General features: G+C 54.7%; 26 protein-coding genes. 16 read left to right on the top strand and 10 right to left on the bottom strand.

The features are described from left to right. The first annotated feature begins 631 nt into the window (after window positions 1-631). Window positions 632-913: a hypothetical protein gene (locus tag ACIGHL_RS15190; protein ID WP_312937503.1), complete on the top strand. Its 282-nt coding sequence runs from the start codon at window positions 632-634 to the stop codon at window positions 911-913. Further along, complete coding sequence (locus ACIGHL_RS15185; protein ID WP_312937504.1) at window positions 910-1,812, top strand: ATPase; 903 nt, start codon at window positions 910-912, stop codon at window positions 1,810-1,812. Before ACIGHL_RS15190 ends, ACIGHL_RS15185 begins: the two co-directional genes overlap by 4 nt. 282 nt (window positions 1,813-2,094) lie before the next feature. Here ACIGHL_RS15185 and ACIGHL_RS15180 read toward each other — a convergent pair whose 3' ends face one another. Next, complete coding sequence (locus ACIGHL_RS15180; RefSeq protein WP_499176512.1) at window positions 2,095-2,484, bottom strand: hypothetical protein; 390 nt, start codon at window positions 2,482-2,484, stop codon at window positions 2,095-2,097. Between the two features lie 7 nt (window positions 2,485-2,491). Next, entirely contained in the window at window positions 2,492-2,866 is a 375-nt protein-coding gene (locus ACIGHL_RS15175; RefSeq protein ID WP_499176513.1) for a hypothetical protein, read from the bottom strand. Window positions 2,867-2,992: 126 nt separating this feature from the next. Between ACIGHL_RS15175 and ACIGHL_RS15170 the strand changes: the two genes are divergently transcribed. Genes ACIGHL_RS15170 through ACIGHL_RS15135 form a run of 8 tightly spaced genes read left to right on the top strand, consistent with a single transcriptional unit; the run spans window position 2,993 to window position 11,620 of the window. Continuing rightward, entirely contained in the window at window positions 2,993-3,391 is a 399-nt protein-coding gene (locus tag ACIGHL_RS15170) for a lytic transglycosylase domain-containing protein (RefSeq protein ID WP_312937507.1), read from the top strand. 7 nt (window positions 3,392-3,398) lie between these two features. After that, the gene (locus tag ACIGHL_RS15165; protein ID WP_312937508.1) at window positions 3,399-4,511 is read left to right on the top strand and encodes a secretion/conjugation apparatus DotM-related subunit; all 1,113 of its coding nucleotides are present in this window, start codon (window positions 3,399-3,401) and stop codon (window positions 4,509-4,511) included. A 19-nt stretch (window positions 4,512-4,530) separates the two neighbouring features. Further along, the gene (locus tag ACIGHL_RS15160) at window positions 4,531-5,493 is read left to right on the top strand and encodes a DsbC family protein (RefSeq protein ID WP_312937509.1); all 963 of its coding nucleotides are present in this window, start codon (window positions 4,531-4,533) and stop codon (window positions 5,491-5,493) included. Window positions 5,494-5,502: 9 nt separating this feature from the next. After that, window positions 5,503-6,804: a DNA primase gene (gene dnaG, locus ACIGHL_RS15155; RefSeq protein ID WP_499176517.1), complete on the top strand. Its 1,302-nt coding sequence runs from the start codon at window positions 5,503-5,505 to the stop codon at window positions 6,802-6,804. Next, window positions 6,788-9,004, top strand: a complete 2,217-nt coding sequence (locus ACIGHL_RS15150) for a hypothetical protein (protein ID WP_312937511.1) — start codon at window positions 6,788-6,790, stop codon at window positions 9,002-9,004. The genes dnaG and ACIGHL_RS15150 overlap by 17 nt, the downstream gene beginning before the upstream one ends. 8 nt (window positions 9,005-9,012) lie before the next feature. Continuing rightward, window positions 9,013-10,389, top strand: coding sequence for a helicase HerA domain-containing protein (locus ACIGHL_RS15145; protein WP_499176519.1), 1,377 nt, complete (start codon window positions 9,013-9,015; stop codon window positions 10,387-10,389). 56 nt (window positions 10,390-10,445) lie between these two features. Continuing rightward, window positions 10,446-11,099, top strand: coding sequence for an SOS response-associated peptidase (locus tag ACIGHL_RS15140; RefSeq protein WP_499176521.1), 654 nt, complete (start codon window positions 10,446-10,448; stop codon window positions 11,097-11,099). A gap of 38 nt (window positions 11,100-11,137) precedes the next feature. Next, window positions 11,138-11,620, top strand: coding sequence for a hypothetical protein (locus tag ACIGHL_RS15135; protein WP_499176523.1), 483 nt, complete (start codon window positions 11,138-11,140; stop codon window positions 11,618-11,620). 74 nt (window positions 11,621-11,694) lie between these two features. On the opposite strand, the gene ACIGHL_RS15130 is transcribed toward ACIGHL_RS15135, so the two are convergent. Both ACIGHL_RS15130 and ACIGHL_RS15125 read right to left on the bottom strand, forming a co-directional pair. Then, window positions 11,695-12,372, bottom strand: a complete 678-nt coding sequence (locus tag ACIGHL_RS15130) for a hypothetical protein (protein ID WP_499176525.1) — start codon at window positions 12,370-12,372, stop codon at window positions 11,695-11,697. Next, window positions 12,365-12,748, bottom strand: coding sequence for a hypothetical protein (locus ACIGHL_RS15125; RefSeq protein WP_312937516.1), 384 nt, complete (start codon window positions 12,746-12,748; stop codon window positions 12,365-12,367). Before ACIGHL_RS15125 ends, ACIGHL_RS15130 begins: the two co-directional genes overlap by 8 nt. Before the next feature lie 349 nt (window positions 12,749-13,097). Here ACIGHL_RS15125 and ACIGHL_RS15120 point away from each other — a divergent pair, with 349 nt between their 5' ends. The 3 genes from ACIGHL_RS15120 to ACIGHL_RS15110 are packed head-to-tail and all read left to right on the top strand — an operon-like array spanning window position 13,098 to window position 15,802. Next, window positions 13,098-14,906: an LPD7 domain-containing protein gene (locus ACIGHL_RS15120; protein WP_312937517.1), complete on the top strand. Its 1,809-nt coding sequence runs from the start codon at window positions 13,098-13,100 to the stop codon at window positions 14,904-14,906. 38 nt (window positions 14,907-14,944) lie between these two features. Further along, the gene (locus ACIGHL_RS15115; RefSeq protein WP_312937518.1) at window positions 14,945-15,481 is read left to right on the top strand and encodes a hypothetical protein; all 537 of its coding nucleotides are present in this window, start codon (window positions 14,945-14,947) and stop codon (window positions 15,479-15,481) included. Between the two features lie 36 nt (window positions 15,482-15,517). Beyond that, on the top strand, window positions 15,518-15,802 hold the full coding sequence (locus ACIGHL_RS15110; RefSeq protein WP_312937519.1) for a hypothetical protein: 285 nt from the start codon (window positions 15,518-15,520) through the stop codon (window positions 15,800-15,802). A gap of 33 nt (window positions 15,803-15,835) precedes the next feature. On the opposite strand, the gene icmT is transcribed toward ACIGHL_RS15110, so the two are convergent. The 6 genes from icmT to mobA form a co-directional block, all read right to left on the bottom strand. Next, a complete protein-coding gene (icmT, locus tag ACIGHL_RS15105) occupies window positions 15,836-16,105 on the bottom strand; it encodes an IcmT/TraK family protein (protein WP_312937520.1) in 270 nt (89 codons plus the stop codon). After that, complete coding sequence (gene traJ, locus ACIGHL_RS15100) at window positions 16,102-17,271, bottom strand: plasmid transfer ATPase TraJ (protein WP_499176528.1); 1,170 nt, start codon at window positions 17,269-17,271, stop codon at window positions 16,102-16,104. The genes icmT and traJ overlap by 4 nt, the downstream gene beginning before the upstream one ends. Continuing rightward, window positions 17,268-18,137: a type IV secretory system conjugative DNA transfer family protein gene (locus ACIGHL_RS15095; RefSeq protein WP_499176531.1), complete on the bottom strand. Its 870-nt coding sequence runs from the start codon at window positions 18,135-18,137 to the stop codon at window positions 17,268-17,270. The genes traJ and ACIGHL_RS15095 overlap by 4 nt, the downstream gene beginning before the upstream one ends. 10 nt (window positions 18,138-18,147) lie before the next feature. Next, entirely contained in the window at window positions 18,148-18,606 is a 459-nt protein-coding gene (locus ACIGHL_RS15090; RefSeq protein ID WP_499176533.1) for a DotD/TraH family lipoprotein, read from the bottom strand. Window positions 18,607-18,680: 74 nt separating this feature from the next. After that, window positions 18,681-20,966, bottom strand: coding sequence for a TraI/MobA(P) family conjugative relaxase (gene traI, locus ACIGHL_RS15085; RefSeq protein ID WP_499176535.1), 2,286 nt, complete (start codon window positions 20,964-20,966; stop codon window positions 18,681-18,683). A gap of 1 nt (window position 20,967) precedes the next feature. Continuing rightward, the gene (mobA, locus tag ACIGHL_RS15080; protein ID WP_499176537.1) at window positions 20,968-21,270 is read right to left on the bottom strand and encodes a plasmid mobilization protein MobA; all 303 of its coding nucleotides are present in this window, start codon (window positions 21,268-21,270) and stop codon (window positions 20,968-20,970) included. Window positions 21,271-21,580: 310 nt separating this feature from the next. Here mobA and ACIGHL_RS15075 point away from each other — a divergent pair, with 310 nt between their 5' ends. From ACIGHL_RS15075 to ACIGHL_RS15065, 3 genes are read left to right on the top strand one after another with little or no spacing between them, the layout of a single operon-like run. Next, window positions 21,581-22,090, top strand: coding sequence for a hypothetical protein (locus ACIGHL_RS15075; RefSeq protein WP_499176539.1), 510 nt, complete (start codon window positions 21,581-21,583; stop codon window positions 22,088-22,090). Between the two features lie 9 nt (window positions 22,091-22,099). Continuing rightward, the gene (locus ACIGHL_RS15070; RefSeq protein ID WP_499176541.1) at window positions 22,100-22,783 is read left to right on the top strand and encodes a nucleotide-binding protein; all 684 of its coding nucleotides are present in this window, start codon (window positions 22,100-22,102) and stop codon (window positions 22,781-22,783) included. Continuing rightward, a complete protein-coding gene (locus tag ACIGHL_RS15065; protein WP_499176543.1) occupies window positions 22,776-23,432 on the top strand; it encodes a hypothetical protein in 657 nt (218 codons plus the stop codon). The genes ACIGHL_RS15070 and ACIGHL_RS15065 overlap by 8 nt, the downstream gene beginning before the upstream one ends. Window positions 23,433-23,703 lie beyond the last annotated feature (271 nt).

Here is a 23,703-nt window from a genome sequence, read left to right as displayed (position 1 = left end):
CACCACTTGTCAGTACTGTTAATCAGAACTATCGCAGCTAGCAGCCAATTTGATAAGAGATAGACATGACTAGCTATTCAGAATGGGAAGAGGCCGTAACTTCAAAGATCGCCGCGGAGCTCACCGTGTCTAATTCCGACGCTGCCGCGCTAGTTGAGGGCCAAGCTTTCAAAGTGCAGCAGTCCTGGGGCCTAGGTCTAACAGCCGACAACACGGCGGCGCAGATTCTCGCGGCAGCTACGCCGTCCGGTCGAGCCACGCCGTCGAAACCTCGACGCCCGCGAATGTAGAGGTTCCGCATTGCTGTGTTTGTCGCGCCGCGAGCAATCCAATGAGCCCTGGAGGCCAACATGAAGCATGCCAAGCCAGCTGCCAAGAAAAGGCCACCCTTGCGTGTCATTTCTCATCCCTAATGCTCTTTTCGTTAGCGCTAGTTGGCTACGCCCTGTCCTATCTCACCCTGCCGTCTTCACCTTATTCCCCAGCCAACGCGCTACAAGATGAGCGGCTATTCTTCATGGCTACCGCGGTGTTTGCCGCATTCGCTCTTATTTTCAATGGCTGGCGAGCTGCGCGACGTGGCCGACAAAGGGGGGATTCATGGCGGTAGTTGGCAGAACGGGGAAGCGGTATGATCGAATTGCCATACACCTTTGAGGGCAAGCAAATGCGCAAGTCATTGATTGAGACAATTGGTCGTGACCGTGCCCATCGGCTGATGAGCGATGCGGTGATGAAAGCGATTGCGGAAAATGAGGCGCTCGGGTTATCGAAGCGTTCCCAGCTTACGCGTGTGGAGGAGAGCCTCTGCATTGTTTCTGGCGATCAGGTGGAGCCACTCATTGACCTCCGAGACCTCCAGTCCGGCTCCCAAGCCCGTTCGAGGTTGAAAAAGCGCATCCGCATCGCATGATTGAAGAATTCCCCCGAATGGTCGTTCTTGCAGGCCCGAACGGGTCGGGCAAAAGCACGGTGACCAGTGGCCTAATACAAGCCGAAGAATTTCCTACTCTCTACATAAATGCAGACGACATTTCGCGCGTCGAATTGGCGCATATCACCGATCCGTTTGCTCGAAACTTAGAGGCCGCAAATCTTGCCGAGGCCCGCCGCCGATCCGCGCTCGAGGCCGGTCGTGCCTTTGCGTTCGAAACCGTTTTGTCCACGCCGGGGAAGCTCGCCTTGTTCGATGAGGCCAGAGCCAACAATTTCTCCGTCGAATTGATCTTCGTGACAACATCCGACCCATCGATAAACCAGCATCGCGTGAGGCTGAGAGTCGCTAAGGGCGGGCACGATGTAGATCCGGCAAAGATTGCCGAGCGATACGAGCGCGCAATGCGTCTTCTCCCCTCGGCCGTTAGCAAGGCCGACTACGCCGAAGTATTTGATAACAGTTCAAGCTATGGGCCACCCGTATTAGTGGCTCTAAAGGTTGGAGATAATCTGGACTACGATGACAACGGCCTTCCCTGGGTACGAGCGCGGATGGTTGAACCGTTCCTTGCGCGCGCAGCGTCGCGAGACACGTTGAACGCGCAGCTAGCCGAACTAGCGCCGGAGGCCTCAGCTACTGACGCAAGCATGGCCTTCGGTCGTCTGTATGAAGGAGTGATCGTCGGCGTAACCGACCACCACGTATTGCAGGCTGTCGACTCTGATCGCTACGTATTGCACGACCGAAGCCTCTGCCCTCCCGATCAGAGCTTCACGGTAGGCCACGCCACGAAAATCTCCTATGCCTTTGGGCCTGACGGGAAGCACGCCATGCCGGAACCCTCAATTCCTCGTCCACGCCTGCGCCCACGTTAGTTTAAGCCTGAGGCAACTCAGAGGGCGAACACGCTCCTGTGTGCAAGTATGCCTTCGGCTCCGTCGAAGGACGCTTGCGCGCTAGCTAGGTATCATAGCCGCGCCTCGACACAGCCGTTCTGGCTTGCCAGATCAGGCAAGCGGAAACAACTATGTCAACTACTCCAATCATCGCGCCTCGATACGATACTTCCGCCCCTTGGTAATACTGCCCCGCAAATACAAACAGCAACAATAGGCCAAACCCCATGCCTAAGACTCCAACAAGAACCGAATACTTCTTCATTGAGCTTCCCTCACTTCATGCGTCCACGCCATGCCATGTTTAACTAGGTCGACGTCATAGCGGGCATTGACGTACCGCATCATCGCCTCTGCAATATCGGGACTATCGCAAAGCAAAAGTAGGATTGCCGTCCCAGCCCTCGCCGCGCCCGCCAAATACTTTCCCCCGAGCAACTCAATATCAGCGAGTCTGCGAATTCGGCCATGGGCAACCCCTTCGAGCTTGGTTATTCTTGAGGCCAGCTCAATGGAATTCATTACAGCCGGAACAAGAACGCTCTTGCGAGCCGTGTCCTCAAGGTAAATACTGACGATAAGCGGCACATAATGCCCTTCAACCCGAACTCGGAAAGCCGGAACAGCAGACAGCTGACTTTTACCCAACATATTTCACCTATGGTCGGTTTCGGTCTATAGCTAGAAATGGAGTGTTAGTCCCAATCCTCGCATCAATAGAGCCAAACGCAGCGATGTTTGCCGCGCGTTGTTTTAGCCATTTGTCAATAAGCCCACGCGCTTCTGCGTCCTCGAGCTGTACAAGAGAGCCGTTCTCCGAAAAAAACACTGGCATCCGAAACGTCTTATCTCCATCAACGGATATAGCAAGCTCGAGCCATCGATCCCCAGCATCCGTCATTTCGTAAAAGGTCGCCTGGAAACCCTGAACGACCTTGCCGCTGGCTTGTTCGCCAGCGGAGGGCGGCTCGCTTTCGCTGTTGCAGCCCGCCAGTACAAGCGCGCACAGCAGCGCGCACACACTCTTGTTCATTCTGCGACCCTCGAAGATGGCTTGCTCTGCCGCCCGCCGGTTCGGGCGCCTTAGGTTGTTGCGCGTTTTCCGTAGTGTAGCTATTATACGGAACAAAGCACAACCGATAGGACAAGGTATCAACGAATGATCCCCACCCCCGAAGCGGTCCAAAACGTCCCGGTCTGTATGGTCCAAGCCGCACACGAGTATTCATTGCCGGTGAGAGGTCTGGTCTCGATATGGCTCACCGAGGGTGGACGAATTGGAACGGAAAGCCGGAACACAAACGGCACGACCGACCACGGGCCTTTTCAAATTAATACCGTCTGGGTGAATAAGCTTTCGGCAGAGTTTGGCGTCACTCAGGAAATGCTTACATCCGATTTCTGCATGTCTGCCCGCGCTGCGGCCTACATACTTCGTTATGAGATAAACCAGGCAAACGGCAGCTTTTGGGATGGCGTGGGTCACTATCACTCTAGAACGCCGAAGCATAAATACCGTTATATATCGAAAGTTTATCAAAACTCCCTAACGTTCTGAGGCTGCCATGCCCAATAGCAACCAAAAGCACGACGATATGGGTTTAGTCTGGATAGGCTTGATCCTGATGATGGGCGGCGCAGCATGGGGGTTTTGGTATTTTTCCCACGCCAAGATTAGTTATAGCCTATTAAAGTGGTCTTGGGATTTGTTGAGCCTATTTGACCACGCATATACGCCTGCTTTCATAAGCTCGTGGAAGGCGGAGATTGCGGTACTGGCGGCGCAACCAAGTCGAATTACCTTTGAACAGCTTGTGAAAGTTACCAACACTGTTGGTTATCTCTTCGTATGGATTCCAGTTGCGATCACCCTCGTTGCGATATGGATAGCGCGAAAACATAGAGCTAACTTTACGCGGCGACAGGTTACGGTGTCGACTCTGCCATGGATCATGTCGCACCACTCCCCCGCAATAATACCATCTCTATACTATGGGGACGCCGAAACGCTCCTTTTAAATGTCGACCCGCCTGAGCACCGAAGTGCAATGTCGCCGGAAGAATGGGCTGCTGAGAACCAGCTCATCATTAACGGGAAACTTGACCGCAACAAGGCTCGCCGCCTGCTCCAAGAAGACTTGGGTGCTCCAATATCCACCATTGACGACTTGAGTCCCATTGAGCGCGCCTTGTTTGCCGTCTTCGCATCAAGGTTGTTTGGTCGCAAAGTACAGCAAGATCGATCGCTGCACCTGCTAAATGAGTTAAATCGATCCTGCCATACACACACCTTTAACGGGGCGCGCGGCTACCCTGATTTGTCAGTAACTGACAGTGAGTTCAGCAGGTGGAAACAACACGAGGAGGTGCAGGAGTGGTTAGTTAAGCACCCCTACCCCCGCACGTTGCTCCACGCCATGCATAAGGCTGCCATTGATGGAATAGGAAAACTTCCATCCTCATATTTTATATGGCTCAAGGGCATGGACCGAAAGTTGTGGTATGCACTTAATACCACCGGCCGAAAAGGTCCTTTCATCGAGTCTAGTGCTGTTTTCACCCAAACGCTTTGGGAGGATTACGCAGCCGATACTGGGTACCGGCTAACTGAGCCGTTTGTCGACGACGCAATAGACGGTCTGGAGCATTATTTAAAGAAGATCGGGCTGGTTAACTAACACTTTACTTGGAGCGCGCATGAAAATGAACGACAGAATTAAAAGCGGCGGCGGTTCGATTCTAATTCACTTCGGAGCCACCGGCGAGGCCCAAAGATTGACCCAGCTTCCTTTGACCGGTGCCCTGTCTGTCTGGAAAACCGAGAGAGCGATCTTTGCTTCGATAACTGGGCGCGAGGAAGACGCGATTCAAATCGAATCATTTAGTAGCGATCAATTAGCAGCGTCTGCATTTACCCAATTCAAATCGAAGCTTGATGCCCATTTTAAGCGCAGGGCTGTCAGTCGGGTGGCTAAGAACATAGTCAAATGGGCGGTGCTTCCAGCAATCGCGGTGTTTGTCGCGTTGGCCCTGAACGTTGCCGTTACGAAGGGCGTGCAAGCCCCGATCCCCGGCGCCGCAGCCACAGGGGCACCGCCTGCCTCAGTAGCGGTAAGCCCCCCCTACGCACAACCACAGCAATTACCATCCGTGCCACCCGTAATGCCAGACCTGCCAAAAGAAGCTGACCCGGCACGCGTCAGCAAAGCAATAGCAACGGGACTGCAGTCCGGCAAGTATTCAATCCAAAGATCACCATCCGGTAAAACGCCACTCTATGTCTTTTCGGACCCGTCTTGCCCGTACTGCCAGCGCCTGGAGAGCGAGCTCGAGAAGCTCGAGTCCGATTACTCGATTCACATATTTCCCGTAAGCATCATCGGCGGCGAAGCCTCTGCCAAGAAAGTTGTCCCGGTCCTGTGCGGTGACAGCGGCGAACAACCCGATCTATGGGCCAAGGCAACCGCCGGCCTTCCCGTACAGGGTGAGGCGTGCGAGGCAGGCGAAGCTAGCCTGTCCGCCAACAACCAGATATTCCGTGGCCTGGAGTTTCTCGGCACCCCAACGCTGATCAATGCGAAGGGCGAGCAGCTTCCGCTGACCGTGCCCATGGATGCCTCAGGCATCGCGCAATGGCTCGACTCGTCTTCGAAGGGCTGAGCTACCGATATGTCAGCGCCTAACCAGTTCACTACTGACTTCCTCGACCGACTGCGCGATCGGATTAACATCGTGGAGCTTATAAGCACTGACATATCACTCAAGCGCGCCGGCCATAGCTATGTTGCCTGCTGCCCATTCCATAAGGAAAAGACTCCATCGTTTAGCGTTAGCGATTCTCGCGGCCGGTACCGCTGCTTTGGGTGCCACGCGAATGGAGATGTCATTTCTTGGATGATGGCGTTTCATCACTTCTCGTTCCGTGACGCCGTGGAGCATCTTGCGCGCAAGGCAGGCATCGAGGTCCCTAGACAGGACAAACCTACTGACGAAGACGGCCGGCGAGGAAGGCACCACGCGCTCCATCAGGCATTGGACAAAGCCCTCTATCTCTACAGAAAGGGCCTAGCCAAGAATGAACGCGCGTCCTTGTATGCAAGGGTAGACAGGCAACTCAACGAGCAGACCATTGCTCTTTTTGAGATCGGGGCCGTCTCCAGCGGGGTGGCTCCGTTCCTGCAAAAAAGCATAAGCGACGAAGACCTTATCAGCGCTGGTGTAGCGGCAAGAAGGGAGAACGGCTCACTCTATGACCGGCTTCGGTACAGGTTGATTTTCCCAATTAGGAATGAGCGTGGGAGCCTCATCGGTTTTGCTGGACGCGAGCTAACGGACAGCGCCGGAAAGTACCCGAAGTATATGAACTCGCCTGAAACAGAGATCTTCAGAAAAGGGAACGAGCTGTTCGGGTTGTTCCTGGCAAAAACGGCACTACGAACGCATCGTATCGCCATTGTGGTCGAGGGCTACTTCGATGTCGTTGTACTGCGTCAGCAAGGAGAAGCCCGCGCCGTCGCGCCGATGGGCACCGCGATAACGGCTCGCCAACTTGAGAAACTGTACAGAACCGTTGATACCGTCGCATTTGTGTTCGACGGCGATCGCGCTGGACGAAAGGCGGCACTCTCGGCCGCGGCACAGGTCCTCGAGGTAATGACCGACGACCACTCCGCAACTTTCGCCCTTTTGCCCGCAGGGCATGACCCTGACACGTATGTACGCGAATACGGAATTGAATCTTGGCGCGCCCTAGTTGATGGCGCTGAGCCGCTTAGCGTCTTTCTCGTCAACTGCCTCACCCGACGATACGACCTCACAGTCGCCGAATCCCAAGTACAAGCTGCTAGGAAAGGCGCCGCCATGCTGGCACGCATAAAGCGCGCCCCCATGTTCCGTAAAGCATTGCAACTCAGCCTAGAAAAAGCCATTGGTCTAACTTTAGAAGGGGTAAGCGATGGCGTTGAATCCTAATCATCAAATTGATCCAGGCAGGCTAACTCAAGATACCCGGTCAGCTTGGTTCAAGTTTGTTACGGCGCTGTACCGACCAACAACGTTCATAACGGTTCTCATTCTGTCGATCCCGCTACAGCTATATCTAGCTGGCCTTTGGCCGGTTTGGACCGCTGTAAACTTGGTGCTGCTCGTTGGGTTTACCGATCAAAAGTTTAGGATGCCCCTTCGCATACCCAAGGATATTGGCGGCACCGATCCTACCGACTACCAAGAGACGCTTCTCGAGTCGAAGATGCTGTTTGGGCTTTTTCGTGGCTCGAGAATCTTGCGCAAGCACATGGCTGCAGGCGGGATTCTTTACCTTGGTTACCTTCGTACGCCGGATTTTGCCAATGCAGGCCGAGAACTCTGGCTGAATGATTCAGACGCGCGGACCCACCTGTTTCTTCCAGGCACCACCGGCAGTGGTAAAAGCGAGACGCTGATAGGCCTTTATTACAATGCTATCTGCTGGGGGTCTGGGATTTGTTATGGCGACGGAAAAGGTAGCGTGGCACTTCCGTTTTCCCTTTGGTCACTCGCCCGCCGCCACCAGCGCGAAGATGACTTCCTCATCCTCAACTATCTAACAGGGGGCTCCGATCCATTCGATGACCTCACCTCCTTTGAGGGAGGCTCCGCTCAGCCCCAGTCCAACTCCATGAACCCATGGGCTGAGGGCTCGGCCGACTTTCTACTGCAATTAACAGCCTCTCTGCTTACACGCGCCAAAGGTGACGGCGCACAGTGGCAAGAGAAAGCCCTAAATATGATCGACGCGCTATTCAGAGCGCTGAGCTACAAGCGCGCAAAAGGAGAGCTCGATATTTCAATCGGAATAATTCGACACTATCTAGCGCTTCAAAACCTCGTTCAACTTTACATTGAAGGCAAAAACGGGAGCCTCCCCGAGCTTGCCTACTTACCGATCAAGTCATACTTTGAAACCGGCCTCCCTGGCTTTAACCCCGCCCTAGCGCATGAGCCCGATAAGTGGGACCCTGAAGTTTTCAACCAACACGGCTATTTGACGGGGCAGTTCGCACGTATTCTTTCAATGATGATGGATACTTACGGGTTCATTTTCGGAGACAAGTATCCGGAAATCGATATGCAGGACGTATCGCTTAACAACCGGCTACTGGTCGCCCTGATCCCGCCGCTTGAGAAGTCCGCCTCGGAAGCGGCAGCCCTAGGAAAATTGTACCTGTCATCAATACGTCTAATGATGGCCAAGAACCTTGGGTTTGTTCTTGAGGGAAGTAAGCAAGACATTCTGGATTCGCGACCCACCACCGCGCCTAATCCAAATATCATCATCAGCGATGAACTCTCTTACTATTTCGCCGAGGGCATTGCCGTTATGTTCGCGCAAGCGCGCGAGCTCGGTTACATGATGGTTGCTGCGGTACAGGACGTGCAGGGGCTCAAGCGAGGCGAGGCGGGTGACGAGGCAGCCTCGATGATAGCTAACACTAGGATCAAGTGGGCGTTAGCCCTGGAAGACCCTGAGGACACGTATGACCTGATTCGCAAGGCAGGCGGCGACGCGTACTACAGTGTTTTATCGGGTCATGAGGTATCGACGGGTACCTTCACGACAACGCAGAAAGCACAACTTGTATCAGGCGTCGAACGCCGCGACAAAATTCCTCTTAACGACCTGAAAGAACTGAGCGCGGGTGAGGGATTGGTGATCTTTAAAAACTCAGTGGTCCCAAGTACAAGCTTCTATATTCCCAATGATCAAAAACAGTCATCTCGCCTAGCACCACGAATAAACCGATTTCTACAGGTTGAGCGCCCTGCGTTCGGCCGTTTACCAAAGAGTGCGAAGCCAATATTCTCATTCGATACATATTCGGTTGACCATATCGCCGCCCAGCTAGTTCGCGGCGAAAAGTTTTTCTATCCCGAGATCCAAGACCCTGTACTTGACTCAGTTAGGAAAGCCGCCGATCAGCTGGCTGCAATCAGTCGATTCGAAGTTTCCCCCGTCGAACAGAGCATTGTCTTATTTGAGGCGGCGCTAAGAGGGATAGAACAGGCTCAGGCAGAAGGGCTTATGTTTCCGTTTCACCGAGCCGCCGAAACAACCTATGACTTCGACGAAGACGAAAGCGAGGTTGAGCGCGACGATGCGCACGCAGAGCCTGATGAAGTAGCCGACAGTTAAGGGGCCGCATGAATACCGAAATACTTATTGGCAAGGATTATTGGAAGCACGAAAGAGAGCAAGTTGACCTACCGGTATATTGGAAAGCTAGCGAGGTCTCAAACCACCACGTGGGGGTTGCCGGGACGACAGGCGCGGGGAAAACCCATTGGATTCGCACGTTCGTGGGAGGTATGCCGGAGGAGGTCGAAGTCGACATCTTCGACTATCACGGCGACATAGAGATCCCCGGAGCGCATGAGGTGCTCTTCAGCGAAGCAACCCGTTACGGCTATAACCCACTCGTATTGAACACCGACCCGCATTACGGGGGCGTCCGGCGCGCAGTAGCAGACGTTATTGAGACGATTAATAGCACCTCTCGCAAGCTAGGCGGCAATCAAGAGAGCGTTCTCCGGAATCTGCTGATCGATGCGTATGCGGCCCGCGGCATCCTGGCGGATGACCCGAGCAGCTGGCACCGGCGAGAAGCCGATGACGATGAGATTCGGGAAATAATCGCCCGGCATGACTGGGACAGCCTTCGGCAAGTCTACCCGACGCTGACGGACGTCATTCGACTAGGCAAGCGAAAGCTCAAAGCTCTTTGGATGGGGATCGACGACGGCGAGCCCGGAAAGCGTTCTCTCAGCGCTTTCGACGAGTATTGCCGAACCATGCAGCAACTTAACAAGACGCGCTCGAGGCTCAATGCCACAAGCAGCAGAATGGACGAGGAGGAAGTCGCGCGGCTTGAAAAAAGATTGGTCGCTATGCGGGACAAAGCGAAAGAGGCGCACAGCTTGTTCTTAGACGAAATGTCGACGGGCATGGAATTCGAAGAGGCCATCAAATACAACAGCAAGGATGTCATGCTGTCAGTGATCACTCGCCTCGAGAACCTGAAATCGTTGGGACTGTTCACTCCGAACCCGCCCCCTTTTGGGCAAGCACGGATTAGACGCTACAACATCAAGCCGCTCGCACAATCTGAGGATGAGTTGAAGATGTTTGTCAGGTTCCGGCTCCGTTCGATCATCCGCGAGATGATGCAGCGTGGCGACTCGGGAGGTAAGCTGCGGCGGCTGGTCGTTCTAGATGAGTCCAAAATGTTCAATGATGAAGAGCGGACGAACCCTATCAACCGGATTGTTAACGAGATGCGGAAGTTCGGCTTGGCTATCCTGCTCGCAGGCCAATCACCAACGCACTTTAGCAGCGACTTCATCGCGAACGCAGGCACGCTGTTGCTTTTGAACTTAGCAACTTCGGATTGGGACGACGCTGCTCGCAAGCTTAAGATCGATCAGAAGAAGCTACGTTATCTTCGGCCACAAATGTCAGGAGCCGTTCGAATGCTAGAGAAAGGCAAAACAGCTGACTTTCGAACCGTGTCATTTGCATAGCGTTCCACGTTCTGGCATACCAGTTCGACCAGACCTAATTGCTTGCGAGGCCGCCAATGTGTAGCCATTACGAGGCACCCTCCCCTAGTCGCCTACGTAACGCGTTTGGGCTGACTTTCGACTCGCAGGAGAAAATCGACCTATGGCCCGGCTACGTTGGGCCATTCATTCGGAAGCCAACGGGAATCGATCCACACGACGAAGCTGCACCGAATCTCGAAGCGTTACCAGGGGTCTTCGGCCTGCTTCCTTTTTGGGCCAAGGACACGAAACTGGCGCGATCAACCTACAACGCGAGATCCGAGACAGCGGCGACCAAGCCCTCGTATCGAGCTGCTTGGAAGGAAGCAAAACACTGCCTCATACCAGCAGTAGCCATCTATGAACCTGACTGGCGAACAGGGAAGCCGATTCCGACCCGCATAACACGGAAGGATGGAGAGTTGTTAGGAATTGCGGGGCTTTGGGAAACGTGGAAAGGTCCAGTAGGGGAGATCGTGCACAGCTACAGCATGTTGACCATCAACGCCGACGACCACGATATGATGCGAAACTTCCATCGACCCGATGACGAGAAAAGGATGGTCGTCGTACTCCCTCAGGGCCGCTATGCCGACTGGCTAACCGCAACTCCCAATGAAAGCCAGGACTTTATGAGGCAGTACCCGGCAGACCGCCTTTACGCAGAGGCGCGCCCCAAAATATCCTAGATTAGCCGCCTCTGCGTGTTATCCGGGAAAAGCACCGATTGGCCAACCATTTTCCTTCTGCGCGAGCAACCAAAGCCTTGGAAACCAACGTTTATAATTTCTCTGAAGTCCTTTTTGGATTCTTTGGCTTAATTGTTGCGGTGCTTGCGGTTTATATTCCGTATCGCCTACATAAAGAGAAGTACAAGATCGTAATGAGTGTCTCCGTTAGTAAGGGAACATACTCGCCCGTAAGCCAGGCCTTTCTCACAAAACTTACGCTCAAAAATGCTGGTGAGATTCCGGTCCGCGTTAAAGTAAAATACATCGGGACTCTAACGTTTCATTGCGGCTCAATACATCAGGTGAGCACGCCTGACTACGAATGTGTAGTCGATAGCGGGGCATCATCTCAGATGGACATTCCGTTGATTACAGGAGGGCTAAAAGGCAAAGCCAACTTGATTGTGCAATACGCCGCCTCTAACACCGGCGGCAAAGAGTCAATATTTACGAAGAGGGTAGATGAATTTAACGTTTAGGGTGCCCGTCAATATTGACGTTATTGCCGCTCTAAATTGGCTGGTCCGATCCTTGGCCTTCCCTGGCCTAGGACTCAGTTATTTCTCGGTTTCGACGTAACAGGCCGATCGACCGGACTGTCGCGCGAGGGCGCTGCTGCAGGCGACGGATGATCGAGCCGGATGAACACCTCAGGATTTAGTCGGCAGGTAGCTTCAGCAATTGATCCCCAATGGCTGAAAGGTATTGCGCCTACCGCAAGCGGCTTTGGGCTCATCTGTACCTTCGACGGGTAGGCAGCGACCTTAAGGTGCTCCCAACCAGGGGACTGCAATAACGGTGATATTAATTCGGGATACTGCATGAGCAATTGCTGCGGTTTGGAAGCCTTGTCAGTGAGGCCTAGCTGCTCCGCATGCGGTCGAATGATCGCGCCAATTTCCTCAGCCATTGATTTTGACAATCGCTGAAAAGAGATAAAGTCATGGGACGCCAATTCGTCGGGCTTCATCGTTAGCGGATTTTGCTTCTCGTCTAGCTTTACTAGGAAATCAATGACGGTAAACCGGAGACGGTTCTCGTTGGCGTATGCTCGCGCCGCCATGAATCCGTCTTGCTTACTTTGATATCCATACAATGCTAAGAAAGTGTCCGGCACGTTTCGCTCAGTCGATAGGGAACAGTCTTTCAAAGCAATGGAGCTAGGCAGCGTGCCTTCGTAAAAGTAGACGCTCGATAACTCAATGAATCGTGAGTCAGGCTTATCACTCATGCTCACCTGGGCCACCCTGCTTAGTCCATCCATTAATGAGGACTTTGTCTACCTGCTGCCGGTCCCCTACTGTACTGACCACGTCGGCCATAACTTTAAGGCTCTTCTTAGGCGTCAATTTAAGTCTTTTAATTGCCTCGATCCATCTCATCACCGGCCGTCCCGGCTTTCCATTGTGTAGCAGCAGCCGGTAAACGGAGGGCGGCGATCGGCCGATAAGTGTCGCAAACGTATCACGGTCTTGCGGTGAGTCCTGCATACCAAGGAATTCGTAGAACTCTTGTACGTCGGGCGGCAACGTCACCGGAGAAGACTCAGGATAAGCCAAATAGATCTGGAGCAGCATCGCGATCACAGGGTCGGCGATCTGCTGCATTGAGTTATCCGAGCTAGTCAGCTCTTCCCATTTGCTTTTCTGCAAGCCGAAACAGTCTGCCGCTGCAACCTTGGACAGGCCGTTCTCAATTCTCCAGCGCTCTAGGTCCGTACCGCAGAGTGGAGGGTTTGGTTCATTCCCCATAAGACCTCTCGCTAGCAATGAATGATATCAAAATACCACACCCGCCCTAATCAGTGGTAAACGTTGCAAGCTCCGTTTTTTTGAATAATATACACAATACGGAATTTTTAAAGATGGGCGGGTCTTCTCTTTTTGAATGGCTGCAATCCGCTCCGCTTAACGATACGGCGCATCCGAGCCGTGCATCTGACCCCCTGGAGGGAGTATGAACGCACCTGTCATCGATCCCATGCAAGAGTTTCGCCTTTCCGTATACGAGCGCATGGCTGCCGCAGGCACCGGCGCCGAGATAGACCCGGTGGCAGCGATGGAAAAGCGTTCGGCGAGCTTTCAACGGCTCCTCTCGGATTCAACTGCAGAGCAGCTCATTCTTCCTCCGACACTGTTACGTCATTGGATTGCTGCAGATTTGACCGATTTTAAGGATCTTGATTCGAAGGTGCAGGACAAAGGCGCCGCGATTCTACAGCGGAATGAGGCGGCATACGCCGCCTACGCTGAGGCACGGCGCGGAATCGACGAGCCTTTCTATACCGACCTGCGTCCTTCGCCCAAGAGGATCGACTGGGCCGAGGACGGTTTTGCTCCTTCCTCAGCCCCAACTGGCGAGCCGGTAAAGCCAGTGCCGAAACTAACGGAGCTGCTAGATAACGTCAGCTATCGCGCGCAAAAGGACGGGAGCGTCCTTTACCTCATCAATGACCAAGCTGCGTTTACAGACTTCGGGCACCAGATATTGATGGCCAAGGGCAAGGAGAACAGCGATGAGGCTGTACTGGCGGCCATGATGCTTGCAAAGGAAAAATTTGGCGGAAAGTTTGATGTCACCGGGTCTGACGAATTCAAACGATATGCGATCACGCTCATGCTCCAGAATGGTCTTTCCGTCGAACTGAATAGCCCCGCACAGAACGCTCTGCGCGATGAGATAGCGGCGCAGCTAAAACTGAACGTGAGCGCGCCAAGCCAAACCAATTCCAGCTCCCAAACCAACGTAACCGACACGCCAACGAAACCCGGACCGACAGCTCCAAGCGAGCAGCCATCGGCCGGACCATCCTCCCCGATAGCTCAGCCAACGCCAATCGACCGCCACACCGGCACGGTGGTCGACTTTGGATCGGCGCCTTACGAGCACAACGAGCGGAACTCTAAAAGCTTTTTTATAAAGCTCGAAAATTCTGATGGCAATACTTCTACTACCTGGGGCGTCGACCTCTCGCGCGTGGTGGAGGAGCAAAAGATTGGCCGCGGCGACTCCGTGACACTCAACAACCTAGGGCGGCAGCCAGTCACGGTTAACGAAAATGTCCTTGATGATAACGGCAAGGTTATAGGGACCAGGGAGGTTGAGACACATCGCAACGCTTGGGAAGCGACTCTGTTGAGCCGCGCCCCGTCTCCAATCGTCGAAGCAGACCGTGTGTGGCTCAGCAACATCGGCGTACCCGAGCAGCAACTTATGGCCATACCTGAATACGCCGCTTTACGCGCGCAGGATCACGCTCCACGAATTCTCTTCGGCGGTGACGAGACAGAAGAAGGGAAACGGCACGTTAGCTCGCTACTTGCGAACCACGATTACCGGGCCTCGTTCAGCGCGACAATCGACAGCGAGTTCGAGCGACTCAGCAAAGCACTACAGCGAGAAGCGCAAGAATCAGGCTTCCTAGAGGCCGCGTACAAGCTCCTTTCTGACGCTGAGCATAAGTACGGACCTATCCAACAATCCGCAGCCTCTGTTGAAAGCGTGAAGCCCGCTCCGAGCGGGCCAATCGACGTTCCTGGGGCGATTGCCATAATTGAGCAAGTTGACCGGGCTTTTATCGCCGCCAAAGGGGATACCGCGACGGCGGCGGCATCGCTCACTGCGAGTGGTAACGCGACGGCGACCCTAGCAACGCCCCCCTCCGCCGCTGCTGAGCCTTCGCTTAATGCCGAGAACGCAGCCGAGCCAACCGCTTCACCGTCTTCCAGCCAGCACCCCAGCACCCGACCTCGCATGAAGCACTAGGCAACCCGTGTATGCACGCTAACCACAGAGACCAACCGATGAAAAAGCACACCACAGCCTGCTTACTCTTCATATGCCTAATGTCCGCTTCAGCTGTTCAGGCTGCTACGTGCCGGAGCGCCGAGGCGGCTTCCAGGGGGGCCGAAGTTGGCTATGAGCGGGACCAGCAAGCGGCGCAGGAGACAGAGGAGCAAACCCTGACGATCTCGGACATGCTGGGCAAGTGTGTAGGCGGAATTACTGGGATCGGTGGAATGACCACCTTTCCGTCCTTCGGGGACATTTGGGCACAGATCAAGAACCGCATTTGCGCGGTAGTACGCAACCAGATTACTGGAGTCGTCAACCAAGCCAACTCTGAAATCAACGGTGTGGTGTACGAGGTGAACAGCGAGATTCGCGAGCAGATCCGAAATACGGGAGTGAATAACACCGGTGCCGGGACTATCGTCGGCTCGAGCGACGTACCGAGAGTCAACGCTCCGAACGTAGGCAGGACTTACGGAACCAGCAGCCTAGGAACCGACTCCGAAACTTCACAGTCCAGCGAGTTCTGGAACAACATCTGGCGCTGAGGGCCGGGAGCCGGCACCCAGCTGGAGGTGCCGGCTATGCATCTTGAACTGAGTTTCACCAACGACGTCCAGACTTGCGTGTCTGTAGTAGTCGATCCGGGCACGATCCTCGAAATATTCGGCGACCCGAGCAATGCTTCATATGAATGGCGAGTCATTGAGGCGGGGCGGCTTGTGAAGTATTCCGACGCGGGGTACTCCGCCGTACCCCTCGCCCTTCGAGACGGCTTGTGTTTCTACTACGGCCCGCCCAGCCCTGAACTAGTAGATGACGCCGATCAGCTGCGCTACGCCCTAATGCCGGAAGCCGGTTGTGCGTGAACGACCGACCTCGCAAGCGTATTGCTTCAAAGCCTAGTCATAGAAATTGAACCGGTTGCGGTACCACCAGCCACGCGAATAGATCTTGCTGCCTCTAAGCAAATGCAGAAACTTCCCCCATAAAACGCGGAGGGTTAGACCGAACTTGGCGAGGATGGCAAAGACGACGATAACAGCGACGGCCGTATAGAGCGTCCACCATCGCATGTGAAATAGCCACCCGAACAGGGGAAGATAGGCGAGACAGGGTATACCGAACAACGTGAGACCCCGTGAGGCGTCGCGCCAAATTGACACGCTCATAATACGCTCTCCTCATTGATTCGCCGGTGAAACGCCTTCGCCCCGGCAAGCTCCACAAATTCGGGTTTTGCTATGCGCCCCTGTTTAAGCAGGGCCCACGCCTTGTCCTCCATGGTTTGTTTCTCTCCCTCCAGCTTCCGCCGTATGAACGGTGCCCATTTCTCGTAGCTCATTTCCTCAAGTTGATTCCGGAGGTCGCGGTCGAAAACGACATACTCTCGAATGGCAACCCGCTTGCCATCGGTGGTTTTGAGGAGCCTCTGCACGACCACTACCCGGAGGCAACCCAGTAGCCGCGATGCCACGGCGGCCTGCTGCGCAGGGGGGTACTGCTGGATCATTCGGTTGATAGTCTCTGCGCACGATTCCGTGTGGAGTGTCGCGAAACAAAGGTGTCCGGAGAGAGCAACGTCGATGACGGCGTCAACCGTCGGGAGATCGCGGGCCTCGCCAATACCGATGATGCTTGGCTTCCGGCGCATTGCGAGCCTGATGCCCTCAGAGAAGCTCTTAACGTCCCGAACTAATTGCGATTGGGCGGGCTGTGGCCCAAGCCAGTGCTTGCCTCCTAGAACGTACTCAATCGGGTCTTCGTAGGTGATGACTTTCCGATCTGGCAGGACCGACCCGGCGTAGGCATAAATTCCCGCTAAAAGTGTCGTCTTGCCGCTGCCTGTCGGCCCGCAGATCAGGATCATGCCTTTGCCTGGGTAGAGCTCTTCGAACAAGTCTTGCTCGAGCCCCATTTTCTGGATATCCGGCAAGTCGGAGGGTATAACACGCAGGGTGATCGAGTATGCCTCGTCAATCCGTGCAACTCGCGCCTGGATAAAGTTACACCGAAAGCGTAAATATTCCCCGCGAGCGATTCCGTAGCTTTCGCCGGATATCTCTAGGGGGCGATCAGCTCCCTCCCCCGCCCTCATCTGCGTCTCAACTTCTGACTTCCAAACCGAGGCTATCAAGCTCGGCAGCTGCCCTTGCCTGATCGTTGTCAGCGCCGCCTTACGCTGCCTTCCCTGTACCTCGACCCATGGATAGTCACCGCCCTGGATCAGGATGTCGGATGCGCCATGGTCCGCACAGTACTTCAGGAATCGCTTGAATTCTTCGCCAGTCAGCTCGCCCCGAAAATCGTAAGGCGGGAACTCGATCAGGTCGCTCATGGGGCTGCGACCTTGGGCGCGTCGTTCGGTTTTCTAACAGGTTCCTTGGTGACCGTCGGTCTCCACCTTTTTGGATCGGATACGAACTCAGCGCGCTTCGTAACGCGCTTAAGTTTGTCACCCAGCATCAACTGCTGCCCGTCACCGGTTACGGTCTGCTGAGACTCAGCAACCTGAGTTTTCCCGATCATGTCTTTCTGAAGCAGCGTCGAATAAAGCAACATCCCCCTATAGTCACGAGTGAGTCGATTGAAGTTTGCTTCGAGTATCTGGACAGCTTGGTTTTGGCCGGCCTCCCAACCTTCAGCAACCGCTGCCTGCCAGATAGCCTCTTCTTCGCTCGTCTGCGGGCGGGCCGCAAAGTCTGGTAGCTCAACCTTCCCCGAAGCCGGCAGGCCGACATAAAGATAGTCTCGCCAAGTCGGGGGAACGCTCACGAAACGCTCAGCACGGGTAATTTTGTAGACCCTATCCGCCGTGCGTATCTGGTCCGGCGAGAAGGCTGCGACGTCGCGCGCCTCGACAATGACTGGCGGAATGGTTCCGCTAGTGGTGATTAGCGGGGAAAACTGGAACATCTTGTCGAGCTCGTCGGAGCGCCGCCCAAGCGCACCATGGAGCAAGTGGGCCTTGGCCGCCATGCCCCCTCGAAAGCCCACCGTTTTCCCGGCCTCGAGCAGCATTTGCCTCCGTAGGTCCGGCACACCTGTTGATTCTTCGCTGCTTGGGTTTTGGAGAGACTCAAGCGTCGGGGGCACATCAAGTGCTTGTTCGGTGGCCTTGCCGTCATCAACCAGTGCGCCTGGATTGGCGCTGACAACAAATGAGATAAACAACGGCAAACAGCCTAAGGCAAAGCGATTCATAGGCGCTCCTTTATGGCTGGGGTTTGTTGTACTGCAGGACCAACTTGTCGCTGGTTTGGATGATCGTTGCGCGGTAGCCAATCTGCGCTCGTAGCATCGTTAGGAAGCTGTCATAGGGCATACCCTGTACGGACACATCCAAAGGCAAGGGCATTTGGACCCCTATAAGGGAAAACTTGAGCCCTCGATCACGCGCCACCTGATTCAGCAGCTGCACAGCATCACCCTGCCAATTGGTTGTCACGTGGTCCTTGTCGTTTAATAGGGACACTGGACGGCGGGTGACTCGGCTGTTTAAGGCTGCCGCCTGGTATAGGTCCGCTTGGGCGACTTGAATGGTTTGGGCTGCGTCCAATATCTGCCGATCGACGATCGACTGAGAGTCGTCGCTCTGCGGCTTGGAAGCGCAGCCGCCAAGCGCGACAAGGCTCGAGGCGACTGCTATGCAGGATAGAAAGCGACGACTCATATGAAACCCTCCGTTTTGTATTACCGGTACTATACGGAATTATAAGAACCAATCAAGCGCGCTGTTTAAAGCCCTCAAAGTCTCGGTGCCCGCGGCTTTCCAGCCTTATCGTGCTGCTCGGTGCGCTCTGCAAGACGCCGCCGCTGTGCTTCGTCGCTGAGCTCGACCGCGAGACGCCTCTGCGCTGCCACTTCCAGCACGGCATCAATGAAATCGGGACTACCTTCGATGCGCACAGCTCCGGCGCTCTTACCGGCGGCGTGAAGCAACATCGCGTTTAGGGTCTGGTCCCTAGGGACGTCATTTCCGTCAATCACCAGTTTTTGCCCAATGTCGAGAAACTCGTCTCCCAGGCGGGTAGATCGGTAAATCACATTACCGTCGCGCCGAACGCTAAATTTATGGCCAGGGAGATCGGGTCGCGCCCGCGGTTCGCATAGCTCAGCCAACCTAATGCCGTTCTGATTCCTGTCTTCCAATTGCCGTTGGAGATCAGTGGCGTGGCGCTTCTCCGCGTAGGCAAAGCCCCTCATTTGGGAGATCGCTGCGGGGTCACCAAGCGCTGCCTGCTTCTCCACCCAGCTGCGGAAGGAAAGCACCCTGTTGCTGGGGTCGGCCCGCAGGGCTTCCCGCTCGCGCCGCAGCGATGCCTTTAGGCGCTCCTTAGCTTTGAGCGTTTCGAAAGCGATGATGCTGTACATCGCCCGACGTTGTGCAGCGGTCCTTACCGTCTGCCGCACCTGGGCTCGCTGACGCCTTGCATCGTCTCGAATGGCGCCATAGCGAGCCTTGACCGTAGCCGCACTAAGCTTCCTTTGAACAAACCCCGCCTTATACGCCGCGTACCGCTTTCGCAATCCCCGGCGCGCTTCGGCGCGCTCTGCTCGCCGGATCTCTCTGTCGACCGGGTTTCGCTTGGAACCTCGATCTTTGTCGTAAGCGCTGACCGGAGATATACCCTCCAGCAATTCTGTCGCAGGTGCTTTTTGTTCACCGCCTGCTCCGTCTTGGTCCAAGCTGCTTCCCGCGTCTTCCAATTTCGGCGGGTGGATACGTGGCTCAAATTCACCAAGTCTTTTAACTAGGCGGCTGTGTGACAACTCTTCATGCATATCGCTCGCTTTGATCGGAGTGACGTCGTCGTCATCTGAAATGACGTATACAGCCAAACCCCTCCCCTTCCGGCGAAGCTCCAGACCATAAGCTGCCATTCGCTCGTGCAGCTGCGCCCAACTGAGACCTGGACGTGCCAGCAGTTCAGCAATCGCTTTACGTGGCATTCCACGAGCGTAGCTGAATAGGCTCTCCTGCAACCCGAGCTGCTCCATGTCCGCCGCCGCAGAAGGCATCTTTCCCTTGGTTTGGGGCTTGCTTTGCGCCCAATCCACAACCGGTATTCCATTCCTCACATGGACTGCGTACGGACCATTATCGTGGGAAAAGCCAAAGCGGAGTTCCAGCTCCCGCATTGCGCGATCCAGCTTGTAGAAATCACGGTCGGGATAAACCGCTTTAAGCGTGTCCGGATTCACGCGGTTAACCGCCATATGCAGATGAACGTTGTCCGTATCCCGGTGGATCGCGAAGACGTATTGATGGCCGGCCATGCCGACCGCTTCCATGGCATAAACCCCTGACTCAAACGCTTGAGCATCAGTTGGTTTCTCCGAAGCTGGCCAGGAGATAATGACGTGATACATCGGGTCCTTGACGCGCGGGTTCGCCTCAGCGACCGCAAGCATCTCGAAGGGGGCCGTTTCCAGGGCCAGACAGTTATGCTGGCAGGACACCCCGCCCCTAGATTTCCGCCTTTGGACATCGCCTAAGAGCGCGACCTCTTCGATATCGTCGAATCCATCTGATTGATCTTCTCTCGAAGTGGCTTCAGCATGGATCGCAATACTGGTTCTACGGGCTTGTACTCGGTCGTAAAAATCTCGTTTAAAGTCCGCAAGCGTTCCGAGATAGCTTCCTGCTGTTCCAAGATCGTCCGCAATGCGGGCAAGGCTTCTTTGATGTCGATCGCCATCGCCTAGTCCTCCATCAATGCCGTCAAGTTGTTGTTCATCGCTATCACCTGCATCTGCACCGGTGAAAGTAAACCAGCGAGAATTTTCAATACGGGATCTGAGGGCATTTGCATCAATTGAATAAGCTCGTCTAACAAAGAGCAAATCATCTTCTGCTCCGCTGAGATTGTCTCTAATAGCGCTAAGAATTCGGTCGTGCTTTCTTCGGTCGCTTGGATCGAGCTCATCGGTCAATTTCTCCTCGTCGTCATCTCTGTTAATGATGTACTCAACTAACTTCGCAAAACTTGATCGCCCGTCCTGCCGAGGCCTCGCCACTTTAGCCAGCATGTCATTTCCCTAAGCGGGCAATCGCAGCCCGGATTTCAACAAGGATTGACGAATACTCTCTCGATAAAACACCGCCCCCCTCTGTGAACAAGTGCTTCTGCAAGCCGCCTAGCCGCCGAAGCTCATTCAATATCTTCTTGTCTACTTTGCTCTTCGTTCTGCGCTGTAGCGCAGCGGCCAGCATGAATTGGCCGACGCTCATTCCACAGTCAGAAGCCTTCTCGCGAACCGCTTCTTCTTCGTCCTCGAAGCATCGGATAGAGGGCAATAGGCCCGTCCTCCGGCGCTTTTCACTATCACTCATAGAACCTCCAGGCGGCATCAAGGGGTCTCGGGGCTTGCCCTGAGCATGGGTGGTAGGCGTGGCGGAGGGAGTGAAACGACTGGAGCCACGCCGGTTGTGCCTACGCCGTTTACGGCGGTAGCACAAACCCTACCCTGTCCTCACACTTACAGTGTGCAGACCGTAGCATAAGTGCAGAATCCAAACCGCGCAAAAAGCAAAGCCGTCATTCTGACGAATGACGGCTGCAGCCCTTGCGCTGTCTGCAAAAATGAGCGAAAACGTGAACTGAAAGTTTTTCACATTACGTCTTTAATACGGAAACGCCAGTATGGGAAACAACAGCCGGTACAAGCTGGGCGACCTCGAGTCAATTAACGACGCGCTTCAGGAAATGCCCCCAGCTGACCCTCGCGAGAAGAAAGTCTCAAAAACCGAGGCGATCAACGTGCTTCTTCCGGGCATAAAAGCCCTCGATGAAAAAGGCTATAGCCTCGCCACCGTGGTTGAAATTCTGAAAGGACATGGCGTTGAAACCAGCGAGACATCGCTGGGAAAGCTGCTTAAAAGCAGGTCTCGAAAAGGTCAGGTTTCGAAGTCCACGCGAAGGTCTTCATCGCCCGATAGTCCGCGTGCGGGCCGAGCGCTTGAGGGCGAGGGGGTGAAGCCCATTCACAAAGCAATTGGTGCCGCAAAATCGCAGCATAAAGGAACCGCCAAGGAACCTAATGCGGCGACAAATAAAGCGACCGAGATCCAACAGAACTTGCCGCCAAAACTGGGCGACCTAACCGAACGCGCAGGCGGGTTCACGCCTCGCCCCGATAGTAATGAAATCTGAGGATCAATCATGGCGAAAGAAATGTATGTAGTGGGTGGAAGCAAAGGTGGCGTTGGAAAGTCTTTCGTATCGACTGGCCTAATCGACACACTCATTTACAGGAACGAAAACGTTCTACTGATCGAGTCCGACACATCGAACCCTGATGTCTGGAAAATGTACAAGGACAGCGTTCGTGCGGAGCTTATTGATCTCGACACCGCTGATGGGTGGATCGACCTCGTAAACGTCTGCGATTCCGAGCCCGAAAGCGTGGTTGTCGTGAACACTGCCGCCCGTAACAATCGGGGCGTAGTCACCTACGGAGCAACTCTAAGCAGCACCCTGGAAGAGATGCAGCGTACGTTGCGAACTTTGTGGGTTATTAACCGGCAAAGGGACAGCCTTGAACTGCTCAAAGAGTACTTAGACGCTCTACCATCAACCGTTGTCCACGTTGTTCGGAACGGTTATTTCGGCGACGAACGAAAATTTGAGCTCTATAACAGCTCGAAGATCCGTAAAACGATTGAGGCGGCAGACGGAAAATCTCTAACGTTTCCCGATCTCGCGGATCGAGTTAGTGACGACCTCTACAGCAACAGAATGTCGATCAGCAAAGCGTTGGCTGAGCTGCCGATCGGCAATCGAGCGGAGCTGACTCGATGGCGCAATCAAATGCACAAAGTGCTGGGGGAAGTAATCGATGGATGACATCGAAGCAGCCTTTGCCACGCTGCTTGGCCGCCAGCCATCTGAGCGCGAAGTTCAAGATCTCTACCGGGTGAAAAACGCGCTGAACATCCGTGATAACGACGCGCTGTGGCTTGTACTAATGGCGCTGGAATCTTACGACACGCTTTATCGCAAATACCCTGAAATGGTTGCGTCATCCGTGTCGAAGGTGATCGGCGAGCAGCGCACTGTAATCGCCGCGATAGCCGACGCTGAAACCAAACGCGCGCTTGGTACGCTCGCCGAGGCTGTCGCCCGGTCTAGCCAAGAAATTGCGGCCCAAACGGCTCATTCAACCAGAATCCAATCAGTTGGCTGGATGATGTTTTGCGCTGTGGCGTTCGGTGCTCTGTGTCTGGTTGTCGGCTTCATTCTTGGCAGCGGCCAGCTCCCATACTGGGCCATTCCTTCGGGAGAGAACTCCCCTGCCCGTCTAGTTCTGAGCGCGATCGCAACAGCGCCCACCGGCTGGCTGTTACCTATCATCGCACTAGCGACAACGCTCTGGTCTTTGTGGTTAGAGCGCCATGCCGTCATGAGTGGCCGCCGATTAGGGCTTGTTGCCACCGCGATCGGGTTTGGTTTCGTATCAATCTGGCTAGCAGCGTCAACCGGGTGGGTTCATTGAGACGCGGCGTGGAAGTGGGGTGGGATGCCCCCCACTTTCTCAGCTCCTAAGCCAAAGCACTGTTGGCTTCAACATTGGAAGCTAACGAGCCGCTACTGCTTTTTCGGCGACAGTGTGCCGCCGCATTCAGCAAATCATCATTCGGCGTTGACGGATAGATCGCAGCCGCGGCCTCGTAGAACTCCGCAGCTGCCAGCCATCTAAAGCATCTTTCAGCCTCATGGGCAGCGCAAAGCAACGCCCTCGCGGTGCGCTCTACTTTACTAACAGA

This window comes from Pseudomonas sp. NPDC077451 (assembly GCF_044543345.1).
Taxonomy (GTDB): domain Bacteria; phylum Pseudomonadota; class Gammaproteobacteria; order Pseudomonadales; family Pseudomonadaceae; genus Stutzerimonas.
The sequence above is the reverse complement of the archived record's forward strand: the minus strand, read 5'-3'. Positions and strand labels throughout refer to the sequence as shown.

What these genes read in the sequence shown, in the direction of transcription:
- ACIGHL_RS15120 (WP_312937517.1), top strand. Translation starts at nt 13,098, where the DNA reads ATGAACGCACCTGTCATCGATCCCATGCAAGAGTTTCGCCTTTCCGTA.
- mobA (WP_499176537.1), bottom strand. Translation starts at nt 21,270, where the DNA reads ATGAGTGATAGTGAAAAGCGCCGGAGGACGGGCCTATTGCCCTCTATC.
- ACIGHL_RS15145 (WP_499176519.1), top strand. Translation starts at nt 9,013, where the DNA reads ATGAATACCGAAATACTTATTGGCAAGGATTATTGGAAGCACGAAAGA.
- ACIGHL_RS15090 (WP_499176533.1), bottom strand. Translation starts at nt 18,606, where the DNA reads ATGAGTCGTCGCTTTCTATCCTGCATAGCAGTCGCCTCGAGCCTTGTC.
- ACIGHL_RS15140 (WP_499176521.1), top strand. Translation starts at nt 10,446, where the DNA reads ATGTGTAGCCATTACGAGGCACCCTCCCCTAGTCGCCTACGTAACGCG.
- ACIGHL_RS15185 (WP_312937504.1), top strand. Translation starts at nt 910, where the DNA reads ATGATTGAAGAATTCCCCCGAATGGTCGTTCTTGCAGGCCCGAACGGG.
- ACIGHL_RS15115 (WP_312937518.1), top strand. Translation starts at nt 14,945, where the DNA reads ATGAAAAAGCACACCACAGCCTGCTTACTCTTCATATGCCTAATGTCC.
- dnaG (WP_499176517.1), top strand. Translation starts at nt 5,503, where the DNA reads ATGTCAGCGCCTAACCAGTTCACTACTGACTTCCTCGACCGACTGCGC.
- ACIGHL_RS15175 (WP_499176513.1), bottom strand. Translation starts at nt 2,866, where the DNA reads ATGAACAAGAGTGTGTGCGCGCTGCTGTGCGCGCTTGTACTGGCGGGC.
- ACIGHL_RS15095 (WP_499176531.1), bottom strand. Translation starts at nt 18,137, where the DNA reads ATGAATCGCTTTGCCTTAGGCTGTTTGCCGTTGTTTATCTCATTTGTT.
- ACIGHL_RS15065 (WP_499176543.1), top strand. Translation starts at nt 22,776, where the DNA reads ATGGATGACATCGAAGCAGCCTTTGCCACGCTGCTTGGCCGCCAGCCA.
- ACIGHL_RS15190 (WP_312937503.1), top strand. Translation starts at nt 632, where the DNA reads ATGATCGAATTGCCATACACCTTTGAGGGCAAGCAAATGCGCAAGTCA.
- traI (WP_499176535.1), bottom strand. Translation starts at nt 20,966, where the DNA reads ATGCTGGCTAAAGTGGCGAGGCCTCGGCAGGACGGGCGATCAAGTTTT.
- ACIGHL_RS15130 (WP_499176525.1), bottom strand. Translation starts at nt 12,372, where the DNA reads ATGAGTGATAAGCCTGACTCACGATTCATTGAGTTATCGAGCGTCTAC.
- ACIGHL_RS15160 (WP_312937509.1), top strand. Translation starts at nt 4,531, where the DNA reads ATGAAAATGAACGACAGAATTAAAAGCGGCGGCGGTTCGATTCTAATT.
- ACIGHL_RS15075 (WP_499176539.1), top strand. Translation starts at nt 21,581, where the DNA reads ATGGGAAACAACAGCCGGTACAAGCTGGGCGACCTCGAGTCAATTAAC.
- ACIGHL_RS15110 (WP_312937519.1), top strand. Translation starts at nt 15,518, where the DNA reads ATGCATCTTGAACTGAGTTTCACCAACGACGTCCAGACTTGCGTGTCT.
- ACIGHL_RS15125 (WP_312937516.1), bottom strand. Translation starts at nt 12,748, where the DNA reads ATGCAGCAGATCGCCGACCCTGTGATCGCGATGCTGCTCCAGATCTAT.
- ACIGHL_RS15165 (WP_312937508.1), top strand. Translation starts at nt 3,399, where the DNA reads ATGCCCAATAGCAACCAAAAGCACGACGATATGGGTTTAGTCTGGATA.
- ACIGHL_RS15180 (WP_499176512.1), bottom strand. Translation starts at nt 2,484, where the DNA reads ATGTTGGGTAAAAGTCAGCTGTCTGCTGTTCCGGCTTTCCGAGTTCGG.
- icmT (WP_312937520.1), bottom strand. Translation starts at nt 16,105, where the DNA reads ATGAGCGTGTCAATTTGGCGCGACGCCTCACGGGGTCTCACGTTGTTC.
- ACIGHL_RS15070 (WP_499176541.1), top strand. Translation starts at nt 22,100, where the DNA reads ATGGCGAAAGAAATGTATGTAGTGGGTGGAAGCAAAGGTGGCGTTGGA.
- ACIGHL_RS15170 (WP_312937507.1), top strand. Translation starts at nt 2,993, where the DNA reads ATGATCCCCACCCCCGAAGCGGTCCAAAACGTCCCGGTCTGTATGGTC.
- traJ (WP_499176528.1), bottom strand. Translation starts at nt 17,271, where the DNA reads ATGAGCGACCTGATCGAGTTCCCGCCTTACGATTTTCGGGGCGAGCTG.
- ACIGHL_RS15150 (WP_312937511.1), top strand. Translation starts at nt 6,788, where the DNA reads ATGGCGTTGAATCCTAATCATCAAATTGATCCAGGCAGGCTAACTCAA.